Below are 18,472 nucleotides of genomic sequence, written 5' to 3' on the forward strand. Positions count from 1 at the left end.
GCGCAGGAGATCATTATTCCCCTCCATGACGTCCAGCCATCTCCACATCCTTCTCGGTGAAACCCGCACTCTCCATGATCTCCTCTTCAATGGTGACCCGCCCCGGACGATTGAGCCGGCGCCGGTACGGCCCCTTGCTCAGCCACAGCAGGACAAGGACAAGCAAGGCCATCCATCCCCATAGCCTCAGCATGGATTGCATGCTGAGGGCCGCGCTCTGCAAGAGCAGGTGCTGGAGGGAAAGGGCATGGACCTGTCGCCCGTTCATACCCTCTCCCAGCAAGCGCCGGTCCAGATTCGCCAGGGGTCCCAGGGGCGACTGCCAGGCCAGATGGGCGCGGAAGTATTCGCCATGACGCATCCACAGGGCGGAAAAAATGCTCGATAGGTATGCCCCGCCGAGAATGCGCACAAAGTTCTGCAGGGTCGCGGCAGCGGGCAGGCGCTGCGCCGGCAAGCGCGAAAACATAATGAGACTCAAGGGGACCAGATAAAAACCCAGGGCCGCTCCCTCCAGCAAATGGCAGAACAACAGGCTCTCCAGGCTGCTGTCCATGTTGATCCGCGTCGTAAAGCCATAGGCCGCGATCAGGAGAAAACACAGGGTGGCCAGCCACAACGGGTTGACGCGATGGGAGAGGGGCCCCATGACGGCAATGAGGGGAACGCCCGCCAGGGCCATGGGCAAGAGCACCACACCGGCCCAGAAGGCCGAGTAGCCCGCTTGGCCGATGAGCCCCGATACAAAGAGGCTGTTCCCTCCCAGCAAGAGGCCCCAACCAAAGATCAGGGCCGGGATGGCGAGGACAAAATTGCGCCGCTTGAGCAAGCCAAGGTCCAGGCAAGGATGCGGGTGCTCACGCTCCCAGAGCCAAAAAGCCGCCAGGAACACCGTTCCCGCCGCCGCGAGCCAGCGAATCGGCACGGAATCCCACCAATTCCAGTCCTCGCCCCGATTGAACACGATCTGAAAGGTACCGCTCCACAGGCCCAAAAGGAGCCAACCCATCCAGTCGAAGGGTTGGCGCAGCCGCTCGCGGGGATCGTCGCGCAATAGCAAAGCCACTACCGCCAGAGAGAGGAAACCCACAGGAAAAGTCAGCAGAGGCGCACCGCGCCAGTCCCAGGTATAGGCAATCCAGCCCGCCAACGAAGGTCCCGCCAGGAGGGGAAACACCAAATTGATGATGGTCAGGTCCGCCACGCTCGTCTGCCAATGGCCCGGCGCATAACGGATGAGCATGCGCCGGGTCAGGGGCGTCAACAAACCCGCGCAAAAGCCCTGCACCAGCCTGCCGGCCAGAAACAGGCTGAAATGACTGCTCAACAGGTCCGGCAAGGTAGCCAGCATGAGCAGCGCCAGGGAAAAGAGATAGGTCCGCACTTCGCCAAAGCGCTGGTATGCCCAGGTCGCCGGCACCACCCCCAAGGCCCAGGCGAGGAGGTAAAAAGTCAGCGACCACACGGCGTGGTCCAGGCTGGTGCTGTAGGCTCCGGCAATATACGGCAACATGGGGATCGACCAGGCCAGGCTCCATGCCGCGAGAAAAAGCCCGCTGCTCAACCCGCTGATGAGGATCAGCAAGGGCAGGCCGCGGAACGGCGTTTGCGTAGGGGAAAAGGAAGACGAAACAGGCACGGATGGCACCATATCCAGCGAGATGGACGGAACGGCAGATTAGGAGAGGCAGGAATGGATGGAAAATGTATTTTTCGTCAGCGATTGATAGCAATCGGCTATCATCTACTCGTACCCCAGAGCGGATATCCGTTGCAGAAGGACCGGCGGGGCAACAACGAAGGAAAGGGATGCCCCCAAAGGCGCCCAGGCCCCCACCGTTCCCCCGCCCATGCACTGAGCGTATAATGCAATCAGGAGGGAATGGTTATGTTCAATATCTGGGGTGATGTCATCGTCATGGTCGGTACGCCGATCCTCATGATCCTGGTGGCCTGGGGGGTGAATCGTTTTGCCGCCCGCCAGCATCGCGACGAGGGCGGCCAGTGATCCTCCTCTCTTTGCTTAAGGGCAAGCTGCATCGCGTGCGGGTAACGGCGGTGGAACTGGAGTACGAAGGGTCGTGCGCTATCGCCAGCGATCTCCTGGCGGCAGCGGGTATCCTGCCCTACGAGCAGATCCACCTCTACGACGTCAACAATGGCGAGCGCTTCAGCACCTATGCCATTGCCGCACCGGCCGGCTCCGGGGTCATTTCGGTAAATGGCGCCGCCGCCCGCCGGGTGGCCCTGGGCGACATCCTCATCATCGCCGCCTATGCCCAGGTTTCCGCGGACGAAGCCGCCGACTTCCAGCCCCGCTTGGTCTATGTAGACGGCAGCAACCAGATCCAGCGTATCGGCCACGAGATCCCTCCCTCCTGATGGGCGTCGTCCCCCATGGCCCTCCATGTCCTTGCGGGAAGCCGGCGCATGGGCGGGTCCGAGGGCGAACGATCATGCGCTGCGTTCCGTCCCTGCGATGCCCAGGGGGTGACGCCGCGCCCTTTGGGTCGCGAACATATCGCATCCTCCTGGAGATCAGCCTCGCGCTCTCGGTCCGGAAGGCGGCCGGTGCCGCCCGCTGGCCCTTGCGTTACCCGGCGGCAGGCCTGCGCCCGACGCGGCACGGATAGCCCTTGATCCTAGCCGGCATTCCGCCCACGGCACGCCGGCTCATGGCGGCGCGGGCGGCACGCAGCGTCGGCCAGGGCGCCCTGGTGGTGGATTTCGCCTTGTATCTGCACGCCCTGCACTGGACGGCGCTGGCCATCGGCGCCGTCTATTCCGCCAGCCTGCTCCTTGGGGCCCTGGCCACCCTGCTGGTGGGCCCCGCCAGCGATCATCTCGGCGCCAAGGGTTTCCTCCTCGGCTACGAAGGCCTGCAGCTTGCCTGTGCCGGCATCGCCCTGTCCTCGGCCAATCCGTGGTGGCTGGGAGCCGCGGCCATTGCCGGGGCCTTTGGTCGAGGAGCCAACGGGGGTGCCGGGCCCTTCGCGCCCGCCGAGCAGTCCTGGCTATCGCGCAGCATGGACGAGGGGCTGTGGGGACGATTGTTCAATCTCAATACCGCCATTGGCCTGTTTGGGATGGGCCTCGGCGCGGTTCTGGCAGGCCTGCCGGACCTGCTATCCCCCTGGCTGCCGGGAGCCCTGGCCTATCGACCCCTCTTTGCCGTAGTCCTCCTGGGCTCACTGCTCTGTTTGGGCTTCTTGTGGAGCGCCAAGGAGGGCAAGCCGCCGGCGCAAACGCTGCCGGAGGACGCGGACCAGCGCCCGGACGCGACCCCAGCGGCCCCTCCGCCCTGGCGCAACCTGTTCACCCTGGCCGGCATCAACGCCTTGAACGGCCTGGGGGTCGGCATGGTGGGGCCGCTCATGGCCTACTGGTTTGCCCTGCGCTTCGGCGTCGGGCCGGCGGCCATCGGCGGAACCATGGCCGTGGGCTTTGCGGCCGCCGGCGTCATGTCGCTGGCAGGCGGCAGGCTGACCCTGCGCTTCGGCCTGGTGGGCACCGTCCTGCGCCTGCGCCTGCTGGGCCTGGCAATGCTGCTGATCATCCCCTTCGTGCCCTTTTTCTGGCTCGCCACGGTCCTCTACATCCTCCGCGCCGCCCTCAACCAGGGCAGCATCGGCTCACGCCAAGCCCTCTTTCTCTCCCTGGTGGACAGCCGCCGGCGCGGGCTGGCCGCCACCTTCAACAGCATCTCCATCCAGATCCCGCGCGCCATCGGACCCGCCGTCGCGGGTGCCTTTTTCCACCTGGAGATGCTCACCACGCCATTTCTGCTGGCGGCCGCCTTCCAGGGCGCCTACCTCTGGCTCTATGGAAGATTCTTCCGGGGTAAGGGGATAGGTCAGGCACCTAGCGCCGATTAGCGCTGCAAAAACGCAAGCGCTGCCGTGGCACCGCGCCGATCATGCTCTACAGCGTGCCCAGGGGCCATGAAATACATCGGAAACCGTAGGAGCGGCCCAGGCCGCGTTGTGCATGGGCTGTCAACGGCAAGATCCGGATCGGTGGTGATGGCATGCTGTTGGACTACACCCGCAAACAGGGGGCAGGGGCCCGCGACAACGTCTCCGCCGCCTTGAATGATCTCAACTGGAAGAGCGTACACGCCCTCACCCCGGATCAGTCCATCACCTTGCGGGCCAACTACTTCACCGAATCCTCCATGGTGACCTACAGCGGCCTTACGGAAGCCGAATACCGCCTGCTCGGGCCACGGTACAATCCCTTCCGCAACGACCGCTTCGATGCCCGCCGCCTGGGCCTTTCGGCCACCCACGAGATCGACCTGGGGAAAGGACGGCAAGTCACCACCAATGTCTACTATTCCTATTTTTCCCGCGACTGGTGGCGGCAGGCGAGCAGCAGCTCCGACAGCCAATGCGGGCGCGGCTTCCTGGAGCAGCGCCTCGCCGGCCTGCCCGTAAACGTCGATGCCTGCGCCTCCATCCAGGGACGGCTCCGGGATTACGAGGTCATGGGCGTGGAACCGCGGCTGCGCCTGCCCTATAGTTTTGCGGGCATCAGCGGCGAATGGCAGGGCGGCCTGCGCGCCCACTTCGAGAAACAGGTACGCAAGCAGGTCAACGGCAACAGCCCGACGGCGCGCAGCGGAATTCTGGTGGAAGACAACCTGCGCCGGACTCAGGCTTACTCGGGCTTTCTCCTCAACAGCATCGACCTGGGGCGGTGGACCCTGGTGCCCGCCATCCGCTACGAATACATCGCCTTCGACCGGCGCGACCAACTCACCGGACGCGGGGGCAGCGACTGGCTGGACCGCTGGTTGCCCGGCCTGGGACTCCTGTACCGGCCGTCATCGACGCTTACCCTCTTTGCCGACGTCCACCGCGGCTTCGCGCCCCCGCGCGTCGAGGACGTCATCAATGGCATCGGTACCGCGACGGAGGTCGGTCCGGAGGATTCCACCAATTTCGAGCTGGGCTTCCGGGCACGGCCAAGCACCGCCCTGCGGCTGGAATTCGCCCTCTTTCGCAGCTATTTTCAGCGCATGATCGCGGTGGGATCGGTCGCGGGCGGGAACCTTCCCCTCTCGGAAGGGAGAGCGGCGACCGCCGGCATGGAATTTTCCGGTTCCTGGAAAAGCGCCCAGGGCCCTTACGGCCGCGCCACCCTGACCTGGATACCCATAGCAGAGCAGCGGGATGTCTTTCGCCAGGTCCTGGGAGGGACGCCCGTCCCGGGGAGCGCCGCAGGCCGCCGCCTGCCCTACTCACCGGCCATGCAATCCACCGCCGCCATCGGCTATGCGCGCGGAGGCCTTGACCTGCAACTGGAGGCCGTCTACGTCGGCTCCCAATTCAGTGACTTTGGCGAAACCCGCCGCGCGGCCGCCTTCGGCAACGCGCAGATCGGTCAAATCCCCTCCTATCTGATCTGGAACGCCAGCCTCAACTACGAAGTCAAGGCGACGCGCAGCACCCTTTTCGTGACCGTAAAAAACCTTGCCGATCGCACCTTCATCGTGGACCGCACCCGCGGCATCCTCGTCGGTATCCCGCGCCTCATTCAAGCGGGTGTGGTCCAGCGTTTTTAGGACCAGGCCGTGCGGCAGGGTCCGTCAGAACGACGGACCCTGCGCCCTACAATTGACCGTAGGAGTGGAGTCCGGAAAGGAAGAGGTTGACGCCGAGGAAGCAGAAGCTCACCACCCACAGGCTCATGGCCGACCACCAAGCCATGGCGGTGCCGCGCCAGCCCTTGACCACCCGCGCATGCAAATAGCCCGCGTAGTTCAACCAGACGATGAGCGCCCAGGTCTCCTTGGGGTCCCAGGACCAGAATCCGCCCCAGGCCTCGGCCGCCCAGACGGCCCCCAGGATGGTGGAGGCGGTGAAAAACAGGAAACCCAGGGCGATGGCCTTGTACATGACATCATCCATTACCGCCCCCGTTGGCAGGACGCGGCCCAGCCAGCCGTCGCGGCGGCGCGAGCGCTCGCCCAGGAGATAGGCGAAGCCCACCAGGCTGGCGATGGTGAAGTTGGCATAGCCGACGAACATCATGGGCACATGGAGTTTCATCCAGAAGCTCTGCAGGGCCGGAATCAAGGGTTCGATGCGGTCCATGTGCTGGGCAAAGGTGAGCCAGAGCAAAAAGCCCACCCCGGCGGCCACCAGGGGCATGACAAAGGCCCCCAGGGCGCGGGCCTGGTTGCGTTTTTCGTAATAGAGATAAAAGATCGGCGTGGAGGCGCAAAAGAGGACGAAGACTTCCCAGAGGTTGCTTACCGGGATATGTCCCCAGTCGGGATGGCCGATATAGGTCTCGCGCCAGCGCACCCCCAGGGCGATGAAGCCCATGATGGCGCCGGCCCAGGTGAGGCCGGTGGCCCAGCGCCCCAGGCGCTCCGACCGGGTGAACAGAAACACGAGGTACGCCGCGGTGGCCGCCAGCAACAGGCCGCTCATCCACAATGCCGCCGCATAACCCTGCAGCACATCACGCAGGAGGAAATCGTTGGCGGGCGTCTGGCCGATACTGTAAAGCCATACCGCCAGCAATGCGGGCGCGACCACGGCCACCGTGGCGATCTGCATGGGCCGCCAGGCCAGGCCGGCGGCCATGAGCGCCGCATACCAGCAGGCCAGGACGACAAACTGCCAGTACCCGAAACCGGCGCCATAGAGACCGAGGACGATGCCTGCGGCAGCCGTCAGGCCCGCTACCCAGGCCCAGTCACCCATACTCAAACGTGCCCACCACCCTTTGGCAGGGGGTAGCGCCGACCATTGCTCAACTCGCAGGTTTGCCATTGTCTTTCTCCTTGTACGCGATTTCGCTGCCTTCGAGGGCCTGCTCCAGGCCCGCCGCCAGTGTGGAAAATTCCTTTTCAAAATCCAGCCGATTGCGATTGGCAGATCCTCCCGCCAAGAGCTCGGCACCTTCATCATGGGCGCGCAACCGCATCCAGATGCGCTTTTGCGGTAAATAAAAGAGGATGAAAATCCCCAGCACCAGGGCCACACAACCCCAGTAGATCACCGTGGTCCCCGGCCACTTGGTCACCTGCAGGCCCGCCGCCCAGCGGTGATCGAAGCTGCTCAGGGAGAGCACGAAGGGCATGGGATAATCCCGCAACTGCAAGAGGGCATCCATGCTCGCCTGGAGAAAAATGCCCTGGGCGCCCGGGCTCATCTCCGGGGCATCCCGGGCCACCACCTGCCGGAAGGTATCCACGAAGATGGCTTCCGAGGCATTGCTCCCCGCCCGCGCCGCGGTCTGCAAGGCCGCCAGATAATCCATGAAAAGCCCGATGCCGCCATGGGGCCCGGTGGGGATGTAGACATACTGATAGGGATTGGCGAAGGCGGTGCGGAAGCCCTGCACGAAAAAGCCCTGCCCCTCTCTGGTGATGGGCGTCATATAGGTCTTGAACTCGGCGCCGGCCCCGCTTTTGTCATGCACGATATACGTAAAGCTCGGCCCCAGGTTGACGGTGGGGTGATCGGGCGTCGCCTTCTCGCCCACGGCGGATTTGGGCACGATGTTGTAGAGATCGAAGTTCTTCAGGTCCACGGAATAGCCGGAATTGCCCGCTTGCAGGGTCTGCCCCACCCGCCCCTCCAGGGTGCGCGGCGACGTGCCCGGGGCGCCGAGAAGATAGCTGTTCATCCGCAGCAGCGAACCGCCATCGCTGAAACTCGACTGATAAATCTCCACGCCGTCGTAGCTCATGGGATGATTCACCCGCACCAGCCCGGCCTTGAGCACCTTGCCCTGAGCGTTGTAGAGAACGATGCGGGAGATGAAGTCCTTGGGCATCCCCGTGGAGTAGTAGGAGATCTGGAAAGACTGCAGATGAATGCGAAAGGGCAAGGGCTGGACGAGATAACCGTCGCCGGCCAGTTCAAAAACGGCGTTGGCCGTTTCTCCCTCGGGAAGGGTGATGGTGCCGCGGTACGCTGGGTTATGCACCGACATCCAGGATTTTTGCGGGATCTGCGACAGCGGCAGGTCAAAGTTCTTTTCCGGCTGCAGGGTGCCCCGCCATTCCGCCCATTTCACCGGCACGTCGGCGTTGTAGAGCGCCCCGCCGCAGATCACGACAATGGCGATGTGGGTGAGGAAGTAGCCCGCCCGCTGATAGCGCCCCTTGCGCGCCGCCACCGCCAAGGAGCCGTCGCCGGCCTGCTCCACCCGCGGCCGGTAGCCCGCCGCGCGCAACACCTGCGCCGCCCGCTCTCCGGCCGCCGCCGGCGCCAGAGGGCTCTGCATCCGCACCCACTCGTCCTGTTCCAGCAAGACCTGCTCCGCCTGACGGGTGGGAAAGTCGCGCATCTCCCGCAGCATGCGCGGCGTATTGCGGGTCACGCAGGTGGCGGTGGACAGCACCAGGAAGGCGACGATGCCGGTGTACCACAGGGTACGATAGACATTGTAGAGCCCCAGTTCGCGGAAGACCTGGAACCAGAACGGGCCAAACTGCAAGGCATAGTTCGGATAGGGCTGCTGCTGGGTGAGGACGGTGCCAATAATGGAGGCGATGGCCAGGAGAACCAGCAGGCTCACCGCCAGGCGCATGGAGCCCAGAAACTGGACGAGCAAGCGCCAGCGTGCGGGGGGTGGGGATGCGATCGCGCTACGCTCGGTCAAGCGGATTACCTCATCAATAGGGGCGCTATACGCCTGGGAGACACTTCAAAAACCGCAGGTCCGCCGCCCTGGCGGCCAAACCTTCCCCGCGCCGCCTTGGGAAGGCCGTGATCTGGACCATGTCCAAAAAGAAAGTTATTAAACAATCTTCTCTTTGCCCCTGTCAAATCAGAAAAATAGAGCGGCGGGCCGTTGCCAGATCACAAGGGCAACGACTATGCTCTAAGCATGGACCATACCAAACCCGAAGACTACCGCTTTGCCCTGTTGCGACAGGCCGAGTACAGCATCAGCGTGACCAAAACGGCACAGTTGCCGGCGGATGAGGGTGCCGAAGTGGCAATCGCCGGACGTTCCAACGCCGGCAAGTCCTCGGTGCTCAACCGCCTCACCGAACGGCGCAGCCTCGCCCGCGTGAGCCGCACGCCGGGCCGCACCCAGGCCATCAATTATTTCACCCTGGACGCGCAGCGGCGCCTGGTGGATCTGCCCGGCTACGGCTACGCCAAAGTGCCGGAGGCCCTGCGGCTCTCCTGGGGACCCTTGCTGGAGCGCTATCTGCGCGCCCGCGGCAGCCTGCGGGGGCTGGTGATCGTCATGGACATCCGCCACCCCCTCGGCCCCCACGATGCGGATCTCATCGCCTTTGGCCGTGAGTGCGGGCGGCCCGTCCATGTCCTGCTCAACAAGGCCGACAAGCTGAGTCGCGGCGCGGGCTTGCAGGTATTGGCCCAATTGCGCCGGGAGGCCTTGCTGGCCGAGGTGGGTTTGCAACTCTTCTCCGCGCAGACCGGCCTCGGGCTGGCTGATTTGCATCGACAACTGGCGGCCTGGCTCGGTGAAAAAGAGACCCCGACATCTGCCGGGGCCGAGTCAGAGTCCCAAATAGGTGAGAAGGACTCGCGATCCGGTCAGGGAGGGAGGGACCAGATCGAGACAGCCCGGGGGCCATCCGCTGGATTGGAGTAAGCCTTGGCCAAAAAGTTCAGTAATCACCGCTTGTGGCATGCCCTGCGCCCAGGCTGGCGGGCCCGCTGGGTGCATGGGGCCGCGCGCTGGAGCGAGCAACTCCGGCTGTCCTTCTGGTACCCCCACGTCCCCATCGCCGCCGCCGTCGGTGTCCTTGGCATCCTCAACATCCTGCCGGCCCTGGAGCGCATCCTCGGCCTGAGCTATTCCGGCAGTTTGCGCACGGTATCCCACAGCTTCATCCTGGACGCCTTCCGCGGAGTGCCCCAGGGGGCAGCAGGGATCGTCCTGCTGGTGATGTCCGTGGGGCTGCTGTTCCGCTCCCGTTTCGCCTGGGCCGTGACCCTCCTCATCGCCGCCGCCACCCTCGCCTTGGAGATGTATCAGCATCCCCTGCAGTTCAGCCATCTGCTCCTGTATAACGGCATCCTCGTCCTGCTGCTCCTGGCTTACCATCGCCATTTCGACCGCAGCAGCCTGGCCAGCGGCACCCTCTTCGCCCTCGTCAGCGCGATCCTCACCCTCGGTTATGGAGTCTTCGGCGCCTATGTGCTGGGGCCGGACTTCAAGCCGCCCATCCACTCCCTGGTCACGGCCCTCTATTTTGCCGTCGTCACCATGTCCACGGTGGGCTATGGCGACATCCTCCCGGTGACGGACGAATCCCGGCTCTTTGTCGTGTCTTTGATCATCTTCGGCATCACCGTCTTTGCCACCTCCCTCTCGGCCATCATCATCCCCGCCGTCAACAACCGCCTGCAGCGGCTCTTGCAAGGAGAAAAACGCCCCATGATCCGGAAGAACCATTACATCATCGCCGGCGATACGCCGCTGGCCCGCAACACCTATCGCGAGCTGAAGGCCCGCAAGCTTCCGGTGGTGGTGATCATCGGCCATCAACCCGAGGATTCCATCTACGATCCCGGCGATCTGGTGCTGGGCGACTCCAGCGATACCGATACCCTGAAGAGCGCCGGAGCGGACGCGGCCCTGTCGGTGCTGGCCCTGCGCGCCGACGACTCGGAAAACGCCTTCGTCGTCCTCGCCGTGAAGGAGCTGGAGGGGCAGGCGCGGACGGTGGCCGCCGTCAATGACAGCAAGAACCTGGGCCGGGTGCGCCGAGTGCAGCCGGACATGATCATCGCCCCCCAGGTCATGGGCGGCGAACTCCTGGCCATGGCCCTCAATGGCGAGGAGCTGAACACCGATGCCGTCATGCGCATTTTCCGCTTTACCGGCGACGCGCATGAAGACCCTGGCAAAAAATAAGGGGGAAAACGGCTGCTGGCGGAGGCGCTTGGCCGAATCAAACGGGGGCGGACGCGCAGCATAATCCCAAGAACTCGGCGGCGTATCCCTGCTTGTCTTGCCGGAAGCATCTGGATTAGAGTAGGAGAACTGTCGGTAGCTAAATGATTTAAAAGGAGTTTCTTATGCGCTGGTCAACCTTGCTCCAGTCCGTAGCCATCGGCTCCCTCCCCCTCCTGTCCGGGCCCCTCCAGGCCGCCACAGTGAATGCCGCGGACCAGTCGCTGCTCCAGCAGGCGCGGCAGCTTTTCCAGCCCCTGCCGGCCAGCATGGCCAGCGCCGCGCATCCCCTCACCCCGGCGCTGGTGGCGCTGGGGCGGGATCTCTTCTTCGACCCGCGCATCTCCCTGGACGGGACGGTGAGTTGCGCCAAGTGCCACCAGGCGGCCCTCTATGGTACCGACGCCCTGCCCAAATCCATCGGCGTCAAGGACCGTTTGAACCCCCGCAATGCCCCCACCGTCCTCAACGCCGCCCTACAGGTCGCCGAGCATTGGCGGGGAGATCGCAAGGACGTGGAAGATCAGGCCACCCAGGCCCTGGTGGGTCCGCCCAGCTACGGCAACCCCGATTACGGCGCCGCCATGGCCAAGCTGAAGGCCATACCGGGTTACTCGCCGCTTTTTCAAAAGGCATTCCCGGGCGAGGAAAATCCCATCACGCCGCAAAACTGGGGCCGGGCCATCGGCGCTTATGAACGGACCCTGGTGACTCCCTCGCCCTTCGACGCCTATCTGCAAGGGGATAACGGGGCACTGACGGTGACCGCCAGGAAAGGACTGCGGGATTTCATCGCCGTAGGCTGTGCCGGCTGCCATGGCGGGGTGGATGTGGGCGGCGGCATGTTCACCAAGTTCGGCATCACGGAACCGTACTGGCAGGCCACCGGCTCCAAGGAGATCGACAAGGGCCGCATGGACGTCAGCAAGAACCCGGCGGACCTGTATGTATTCAAGGTGCCGGCCCTGCGCAACGTGGCCATGACGGCGCCTTACTTCCATGACGGATCGGTGGCCACCTTGCCCGAGGCGGTGCGGGTGATGGCCAAGGTGCAGCTTGGCCGGGAACTCACGGATCAGCAGGTGAAGGACATCGTCAGCTTCCTGGACAGCCTTACGGGTTCGCTGCCCAAGGATTTTGCCGAGGCTCCCATCCTGCCGCCCGGCGCTTTCCCGGGGTCCCTGCCGTCCGCCTCTGCGGATTAACTGCGGATCCGGCCGAGACACCGGCGCTGGGATCCAGCCGCCGGACAGCTCTCAAGAGTGGGCTGCATCCCAGTTGTCACCAACGCCCATGGATACCAGCAGGGGGACGGCCAGCTCGGCCACCCCCTCCATCCGCTCCTTGAGGGCCGCCCGTGCGGCCGCAACACCGGCCCGGGGCACCTCCAGAATCAGCTCGTCATGCACCTGCAGGATCATCCGCCCCCGTTCCGGGGCCTCCAGCAGCCAGGCATCCACGGCAATCATGGCCTTTTTGATGAGGTCGGCCGCCGTGCCCTGCATGGGGGCGTTGATGGCGGCGCGCTCGGCATAGGCCCGCCGGGCCGGGTTGCTGGAGCGGATCTCCGGCACATAGAGGCGGCGGCCGAAGAGGGTTTCCACGTAGCCGCGCTCCCGCGCCTCGGCGCGAATGCGTTCCATATAGGCCTGCACCCCCGGATAACGCTGGAAATAACGATCCATGTATTCCCGCGCCGCGCCCTGATCGATGCTCAACTGCTGGGCGAGACCGTAGGCGGAAAGCCCATAGATCAGGCCGAAATTGATGGCCTTGGCGGCGCGGCGCGCCTCGGCATCCACCGCTTCCGGGGCTAGGCCGAATACCTCGGCGGCGGTGGCGGCATGCACGTCCAGGCCCTCGGCAAAGGCGCTGCGCAAGCGCGCGTCGCCCGACAGATGCGCCATGATGCGCAGTTCGATCTGGGAATAATCGGCACTCATCAGGACATGGTCCGGCTCCGCCACGAAGGCGCGGCGGATGCGCCGTCCCTGCTCCGTACGCACGGGGATGTTCTGCAGGTTCGGTTCACTGGATGCCAGACGGCCGGTGGCGGCCACCGCCTGCTGAAAATGGGTATGCACCCGCCCGGTACGCGGCTCGATCATGCGCGGCAGGGCGTCGGCATAGGTATTCCGGAGTTTGGCCAAGGCCCGATAGTCGAGGATGAGGCGCGGCAATTCCGCCTGAACGGCCAATTGCGCCAGCACATCCTCGTTGGTGGACGGTTGACCGCCCGGGGTCTTTTTCAAGACCGGCAGCCCCATCTTGTCGAAGAGGATCTCCTGGATCTGCTTCGGCGAATTGAGGTTGAAGGACTGCCCGGCGGCGTGGAAGGCCCGCGCCTCCATGCCCTGCATCTCCTCCGTCAGCTCGGCGCTCAGGACCTCCAACTGGCGGTGATCCACCTTGACGCCGGCCTCCTCCATGCGCGCCAGGACCGTCACCAGCGGCATTTCGATTTCCGTAAACACCCGTTGCAAGCCGGGCTCCGCGGCAATCCGCGGCCACAGGAGCCGATCCAGACGCAAGCAGACATCGGCATCCTCGGCGGCGTAGGGCAGGGCATCGGCCACGGGGATATCGGCGAAGTTTTTGGCGTTTTTCCCCTTCCCGGCCAGATCCGCGTAGGCGATGTTCCGATGCTGCAAATGGCGCTGGGCCAGGGTGTCCAGATCGTGGCCCGTCTGGGTACTGTCGAGGATATAGCTTTCCAGCAGCGTGTCCCGGAGCAGGCCCGCCGGCCGGATCCCCTGGTGCCAGAAGATCCGCCAGTCGAACTTGGCATTCTGGGCCAGTTTGGCGGCGGCGGGGTCCTCCAGCCAGGGGCGCAAGGCCGTCAGCACCTCCGCCTTGGGCAACTGGGGACTGCCGTCCCGGTGGCCCACGGGGATGTAAGCGGCGGTCACCTCCCCGTCAGCGCCCAGCCAGGCGCAGGAGATGCCCACCAGATCGGCGGCCCAGGGGTCGAGGTCCGTGGTTTCGGTGTCGATGGCCACCAGCTCCGCCCCTTCCACGGCCTGCACCAGGGCGGCGAGGGCATCGGGGTGGACGATCAAACGATAACCGTTGCGGTCCAATTGGCCAGCGCCGGCCGCTGCGGGGCCGGGATCGGCGGGCAGGTCCTTGAGCCAGGCGTGGAAACCCAACTGTTGCGCCAAGCGCCGCAAGGCCGCCACATCGGGAAGGCGCCGCTCCAGGGAAAGGCCAGGCAGGGGCACATCCACCCGGATGGTCGCCAATTGCCGGCTCAAGGGCAAATAATCGGCGGCGGCGCGCAACGCTTCCCCCACCTTGCCGCCGATTTCCCCGGCATGGGCCAGCACCCCGTCCAGATCGCCATACTCAGCCAGCCACTTGGCGGCGATCTTGGGTCCCACTCCGGGAACGCCGGGGATGTTGTCCACCTTGTCCCCGGTCAGGGCCAGGAAATCGGCGATGCGCTCCGGGGGAACGCCGAAACGCTCCAGGACGGCGCCCCGGTCCGTTTCCACTCCCTTCATGGTGTCGAGGAGATGCACCTGGTCATTCACCAGTTGGGCCATGTCCTTGTCGCCGGTGATGATGAGCACAGGCTGATCCACGGGCGTCTGCCGCGCCAGGGTACCGATGACGTCATCCGCCTCCACGCCCGGTTCCACGAGGAGGGGCAGGCCCATGGCCTGGACCCATTCGTGCAGCAAGGGTATCTGTACCCGCAGTTCCTCGGGCATGGCGGGACGCTGGGCCTTGTATTGCGCATAGAGGGCGTCGCGGAAGGAGCCCCCGGGGGCGTCGAAGACCACGGCGATTTCCCGGGCCTCGTGGTCCTTGAGCAGGCGGCGCAGCATGTTGGCCACGCCATAGATGGCGCTGGTGGGCAAACCATCGGGGGCGCGCAGATCGGGCAGGGCGTGAAAGGCGCGATAGAGGAAACTGGAGGCATCCACCAGTATGAGGGGTGAGTCATTCATGACGGGCTAGGACTTTGCAGTGATTTTCCGCCATAATACGCAAAAGCACCCCACAAAACACGGGATTCCCATGCGTCCACAACTCCAACACCAGCAGCCCGGCGATGGCGGCGAGGCCCGCCTCACCCGCGAGGCCTGGAAGATCTTCCAGATCATTGCCGAATTCGTCCACGGTTACGAGAAGCTGGCTGCCGTGGAGCCCTGCGTGAGCATCTTCGGCTCGGCGCGGGTCACCGCGGATCATCCCTGGTATCAGAAGGCCCAGCGCATCGCCGAGATGCTGTCCAACGCCGGCTTTTCCGTCATCAGCGGCGGCGGCCCCGGCATCATGGAGGCCGCCAACAAGGGCGCCTTCCACGGCACCGGCTACAGTATCGGTCTCAACATCGAACTGCCCCATGAACAGCATACCAACCCCTATCAGGATATTTCCCTGTCCTTCGAGCATTTTTACTCGCGCAAGGTCATGTTCATGAAATACGCGGCCGCCTATGTGGTCATGCCCGGCGGCTTCGGCACCCTCGATGAACTGGTGGAATGCCTCACCCTGGTGCAGACGGGCAAGACTCGCAAAATGCCCATCATCCTCGTCGAATCGGCTTTCTGGAGCGGCCTGCTCGACTGGATCCGCTCCACCATGCTCCCGGCAGGCACCGTTCACGCCGAGGACCTTGACCTGATTACCGTCATTGACGAAGCGGAGGAGGTGGTCAACGCCATCTTCAACCATTACGAAAAGCGCGGCTTTGCTCCATCGGCCGCAGAGACAGAGGCCCTTCTCAATCTATGAGGCCCCAAGGGAGCATTACCATGGTACGCAGCATCTGCATCGTCATGGGCGCCAGCCTGCTGGCCCTATCCTTTTCCACCCTGGCCCGCGCCGAAGACCTGCAGAAACTCCATCTGCCCAGCCTGGCGCCGGAGAGCAAGATCGGCCCCAAGGCCCAAATCAAGGCCCCGGAGGGTTCGCGCATCGAGGAATACAAGGTCAATGGCCGCGTCTACATGGTCAAGGTCATCCCGCCCAAACCCTTCCCGCCCTATTATCTCGTCGACAAGGGCGGCACCGGCCGTTTCACCGAGGTACCGCAAACCGATGCCGAACATCTCAGCGTGCCGAGCTGGGTCATCTTCCGCTGGTAAGGCATCAGGCAGCGCATCATGTCCGTCTACACCCCCGTCAGCGATGCCGCACTGGCCGCCTTTCTGGCCGGCTATGACCTCGGCCGGCCCCTCCGGCTCACCGGCATCTCGGCTGGCGTGGAGAACAGCAATTTTTTCCTCGATACCGAAAAGGGCAACGCCGTCCTCACCATCTTCGAACGCCTGCCCACCCACGAAATCCCTTATTTTCTCGATCTGACCGACTGGCTGGGGCGCGCCGACATCCCCTGCCCCCGCCCCATCCCGGCCCGCGACGGCCGCACCCTCAAGACCCTCTGCGGCAAGCCCGCCGCCATTGTCCAGCGCCTGCCCGGGCGCTCGGTGGAGGGGCGGAGTCCGACAGCGGAGGAAATCATCCTGTTGGGCAGACTGCTGGCGCGCATGCATCGCGCCGGGCAGGACTTCCCCATTCACCGCCCCAATCCCGCCGGGCCCCGGTGGTGGCAGGAAACCGCCCGGCGCCTGCGCGCCCATTTATGCCGGGACGATGTAGAACTCATACAGGACGAATTGCGGGAGCAAGGTCAGAACGCTTGCCAACATCTGCCCCGGGGGGTGATCCACGCCGATCTTTTCCCCGACAATGTCCTGTTCAGCGCCGGCCGGATCACCGGCGTCATCGACTTTTATTACGCCTGCGACGACCTCTGGCTCTATGACCTGGCCATTGTCGCCAATGCCTGGTGCTCCCGGCCCGACGGGCCTCTCGACAACGCCCTCAGCCAGATCCTCTGGGAGGCTTACACCAGCGAGCGTCCCCTGGCCGCCGGGGAAGAAGTGTGCTGGTTCCCCCTCCTGCGCGCCGCCGCCCTGCGCTTCTGGCTCCTGCGCCTCGACGCCCGGCACTTCCCCCGCGCCGGCGATCTCACCCAGTGCAAGGACCCCGAAGAATACCGGCGCATCCTCCTGGCCCGCCGGGCGACCTGCTGAACGAACTCAGGAGTCCGGCGGGGCCTTGCCCGACCAGCGTGCCACGAGGATCAGCGCCGCCCCGAAAAAGATCGCCTCCCCCGCCGGCAAGGCCCAGTCGCTGCCATGGCCGCCAAGGAGGATGGAAGCGATCAGGGCCAAGGCCATGACCACCAGAAAGGTGCCGAGGATCTCCAGCATCTTCTGAAAACGCCGCCGATCGATGGCCGCCACCAAGGGCCACAAGCCCAAACCCTCCAAAACGCGCCGCGCCCCTTTGGGGAACACGGCTGCCAGGACAATGAGCACCACCAGGACCGTATTCAGGAAATACAAAACCATCATCAAAGCACCTTCCCTCGCCAGGAACGCCGCTCACCCATCTGCCCCAAGACGAATACCAGTCAGACATTTTTTTCCGGCTGACCGCCGTCCAATGAGGCCGAAGCCGGTGCGGCTAACCCATTTCCGTGGCCGCTCCCACCAGGCATTCTGCGTTGCGGCTTATGTGCTTTTTATACGCCGTACACCGGAAATTTGCCAGCTTGTCAATCCAAAGCAGAGGTCCCGCCTCGTTTGGGGCAATGACGGGTAGCAGCGCCAAGGGTGGTCGGGGTTTGGGTGTTTGGGATGAACACCCCCTTTCCCCCAGCCGGGTCCGATCCAACGATCGGGGCATCTTTAAATTGGAAGCTTATTCCATGAACGGAATTATGGCCATCTGCCTTGTCAGCCGATCCCCAACACTAATGCCACATCAAGCATTTACTTCGGCATAACGTCTCTCGACCCAAGCTATGACCAGCAGTCCAGCTAGTGAGCTTAAACAAGCCAGCACTAAGATGTAGAGCAACACCATGCCGCCACCGCTGTTGGCGTTGACCAGCAGGCCCAGTACCATTGCCAGCGCGGCGGATAATATCCGCACAACACTATCGCCCGCCGCCATCACCAGATGCAGTATCGGCGCGGGCGTAACCTGCTGACCGACCACTACACAAGCAGTGCGCGAGCTAGCGATCGCCACCCCCAGTAAGCTAGCGATCATGACAACCCCTGCGAATCCCACCGCCCGCCCGTAGACTGCCGGTAGCATCGCCATGCCGGCGGAAAAGACCGCCAAGGCTGCCAGCCAAATGACGACTCGCAAACTCACCATACGGCTGTTCCGGATGTACCGAGAAATCCCGTAACCACCGATGGCTATGCCGGCGGCCATCGCCCCAGCTGATACACCATAGGCCAACGGGCTTTGCTCAACGCCGATGCCGCGTACCACAGCGCTTGGCAAGAACACTCCCCAAAAAACAAAAAGGCCATTACCTAGTATTCTAGCTACGTTGACGTTTCTAACCTGACTGTTGTCGACTAAGGCCCTGAAACCAGCCATCAGGTTCGGGCTGGGTTGAGATCGCAAGTTCCTCCCGTAGCTCATGCGTCGCCAATAAACGGCGCTGACGACGTAGGTGGCGATGTCCAGCAACAAACCCACCTGGAACGAGACGCTCAGAATCAGCAGTCCGGCGCAGACCGGTCCAATCACT

15 protein-coding genes are annotated in these 18,472 nt (G+C 64.0%); 9 read left to right on the top strand and 6 right to left on the bottom strand.

Annotation, left to right across the window (positions count from 1 at the left end; genetic code table 11):
* Positions 1-13: 13 nt before the first annotated feature.
* On the bottom strand, positions 14-1,639 hold the full coding sequence (locus ACP5MM_RS04440) for an MFS transporter (RefSeq protein WP_427931595.1): 1,626 nt from the start codon (positions 1,637-1,639) through the stop codon (positions 14-16).
* Between the two features lie 365 nt (positions 1,640-2,004).
* Between ACP5MM_RS04440 and panD the strand changes: the two genes are divergently transcribed.
* From panD to ACP5MM_RS04455, 3 genes are all read left to right on the top strand, one after another.
* The gene (gene panD, locus ACP5MM_RS04445; RefSeq protein WP_427934163.1) at positions 2,005-2,382 is read left to right on the top strand and encodes an aspartate 1-decarboxylase; all 378 of its coding nucleotides are present in this window, start codon (positions 2,005-2,007) and stop codon (positions 2,380-2,382) included.
* A gap of 254 nt (positions 2,383-2,636) precedes the next feature.
* On the top strand, positions 2,637-3,875 hold the full coding sequence (locus tag ACP5MM_RS04450) for an MFS transporter (RefSeq protein WP_427933492.1): 1,239 nt from the start codon (positions 2,637-2,639) through the stop codon (positions 3,873-3,875).
* 152 nt (positions 3,876-4,027) lie between these two features.
* A complete protein-coding gene (locus ACP5MM_RS04455; RefSeq protein ID WP_427934164.1) occupies positions 4,028-5,566 on the top strand; it encodes a TonB-dependent receptor family protein in 1,539 nt (512 codons plus the stop codon).
* 46 nt (positions 5,567-5,612) lie between these two features.
* Here the strand turns inward: ACP5MM_RS04455 and ccsB are convergent, their stop codons facing one another.
* Both ccsB and ACP5MM_RS04465 read right to left on the bottom strand, forming a co-directional pair.
* On the bottom strand, positions 5,613-6,785 hold the full coding sequence (gene ccsB, locus ACP5MM_RS04460) for a c-type cytochrome biogenesis protein CcsB (RefSeq protein ID WP_427932048.1): 1,173 nt from the start codon (positions 6,783-6,785) through the stop codon (positions 5,613-5,615).
* Positions 6,766-8,625: a cytochrome c biogenesis protein ResB gene (locus ACP5MM_RS04465; RefSeq protein ID WP_427932049.1), complete on the bottom strand. Its 1,860-nt coding sequence runs from the start codon at positions 8,623-8,625 to the stop codon at positions 6,766-6,768. The genes ccsB and ACP5MM_RS04465 overlap by 20 nt, the downstream gene beginning before the upstream one ends.
* Positions 8,626-8,853: 228 nt before the next feature.
* On the opposite strand from ACP5MM_RS04465, the gene yihA reads away from it, so the two are divergent.
* The 3 genes from yihA (at position 8,854) to ACP5MM_RS04480 (ending at position 12,107) form a co-directional block, all read left to right on the top strand.
* Positions 8,854-9,594: a ribosome biogenesis GTP-binding protein YihA/YsxC gene (gene yihA, locus ACP5MM_RS04470; RefSeq protein WP_427932051.1), complete on the top strand. Its 741-nt coding sequence runs from the start codon at positions 8,854-8,856 to the stop codon at positions 9,592-9,594.
* A gap of 3 nt (positions 9,595-9,597) precedes the next feature.
* Entirely contained in the window at positions 9,598-10,863 is a 1,266-nt protein-coding gene (gene kch / locus ACP5MM_RS04475; RefSeq protein WP_427932053.1) for a voltage-gated potassium channel protein, read from the top strand.
* Between the two features lie 164 nt (positions 10,864-11,027).
* Positions 11,028-12,107, top strand: a complete 1,080-nt coding sequence (locus ACP5MM_RS04480) for a cytochrome-c peroxidase (protein ID WP_427934165.1) — start codon at positions 11,028-11,030, stop codon at positions 12,105-12,107.
* 51 nt (positions 12,108-12,158) lie between these two features.
* On the opposite strand, the gene polA is transcribed toward ACP5MM_RS04480, so the two are convergent.
* Positions 12,159-14,855, bottom strand: coding sequence for a DNA polymerase I (gene polA, locus ACP5MM_RS04485; RefSeq protein WP_427934166.1), 2,697 nt, complete (start codon positions 14,853-14,855; stop codon positions 12,159-12,161).
* Between the two features lie 70 nt (positions 14,856-14,925).
* Here polA and ACP5MM_RS04490 point away from each other — a divergent pair, with 70 nt between their 5' ends.
* The 3 genes from ACP5MM_RS04490 to ACP5MM_RS04500 are packed head-to-tail and all read left to right on the top strand — an operon-like array spanning position 14,926 to position 16,949.
* On the top strand, positions 14,926-15,645 hold the full coding sequence (locus ACP5MM_RS04490; RefSeq protein WP_427932059.1) for a TIGR00730 family Rossman fold protein: 720 nt from the start codon (positions 14,926-14,928) through the stop codon (positions 15,643-15,645).
* 20 nt (positions 15,646-15,665) lie between these two features.
* Positions 15,666-15,998 (top strand): DUF2782 domain-containing protein, encoded by a 333-nt coding sequence (locus ACP5MM_RS04495; protein WP_427932061.1) that lies wholly within the window; start codon positions 15,666-15,668, stop codon positions 15,996-15,998.
* An 18-nt stretch (positions 15,999-16,016) separates the two neighbouring features.
* Complete coding sequence (locus tag ACP5MM_RS04500; RefSeq protein WP_427934167.1) at positions 16,017-16,949, top strand: homoserine kinase; 933 nt, start codon at positions 16,017-16,019, stop codon at positions 16,947-16,949.
* Between the two features lie 6 nt (positions 16,950-16,955).
* Here ACP5MM_RS04500 and ACP5MM_RS04505 read toward each other — a convergent pair whose 3' ends face one another.
* On the bottom strand, positions 16,956-17,273 hold the full coding sequence (locus ACP5MM_RS04505) for a hypothetical protein (protein ID WP_427932064.1): 318 nt from the start codon (positions 17,271-17,273) through the stop codon (positions 16,956-16,958).
* 412 nt (positions 17,274-17,685) lie between these two features.
* A partial coding sequence (locus ACP5MM_RS04510; RefSeq protein WP_427934168.1) for a hypothetical protein occupies positions 17,686-18,472 on the bottom strand: 787 nt, incomplete at its 5' end.

This window comes from Acidithiobacillus sp., assembly GCF_049965315.1.
Lineage (GTDB): Bacteria > Pseudomonadota > Gammaproteobacteria > Acidithiobacillales > Acidithiobacillaceae > Acidithiobacillus_B.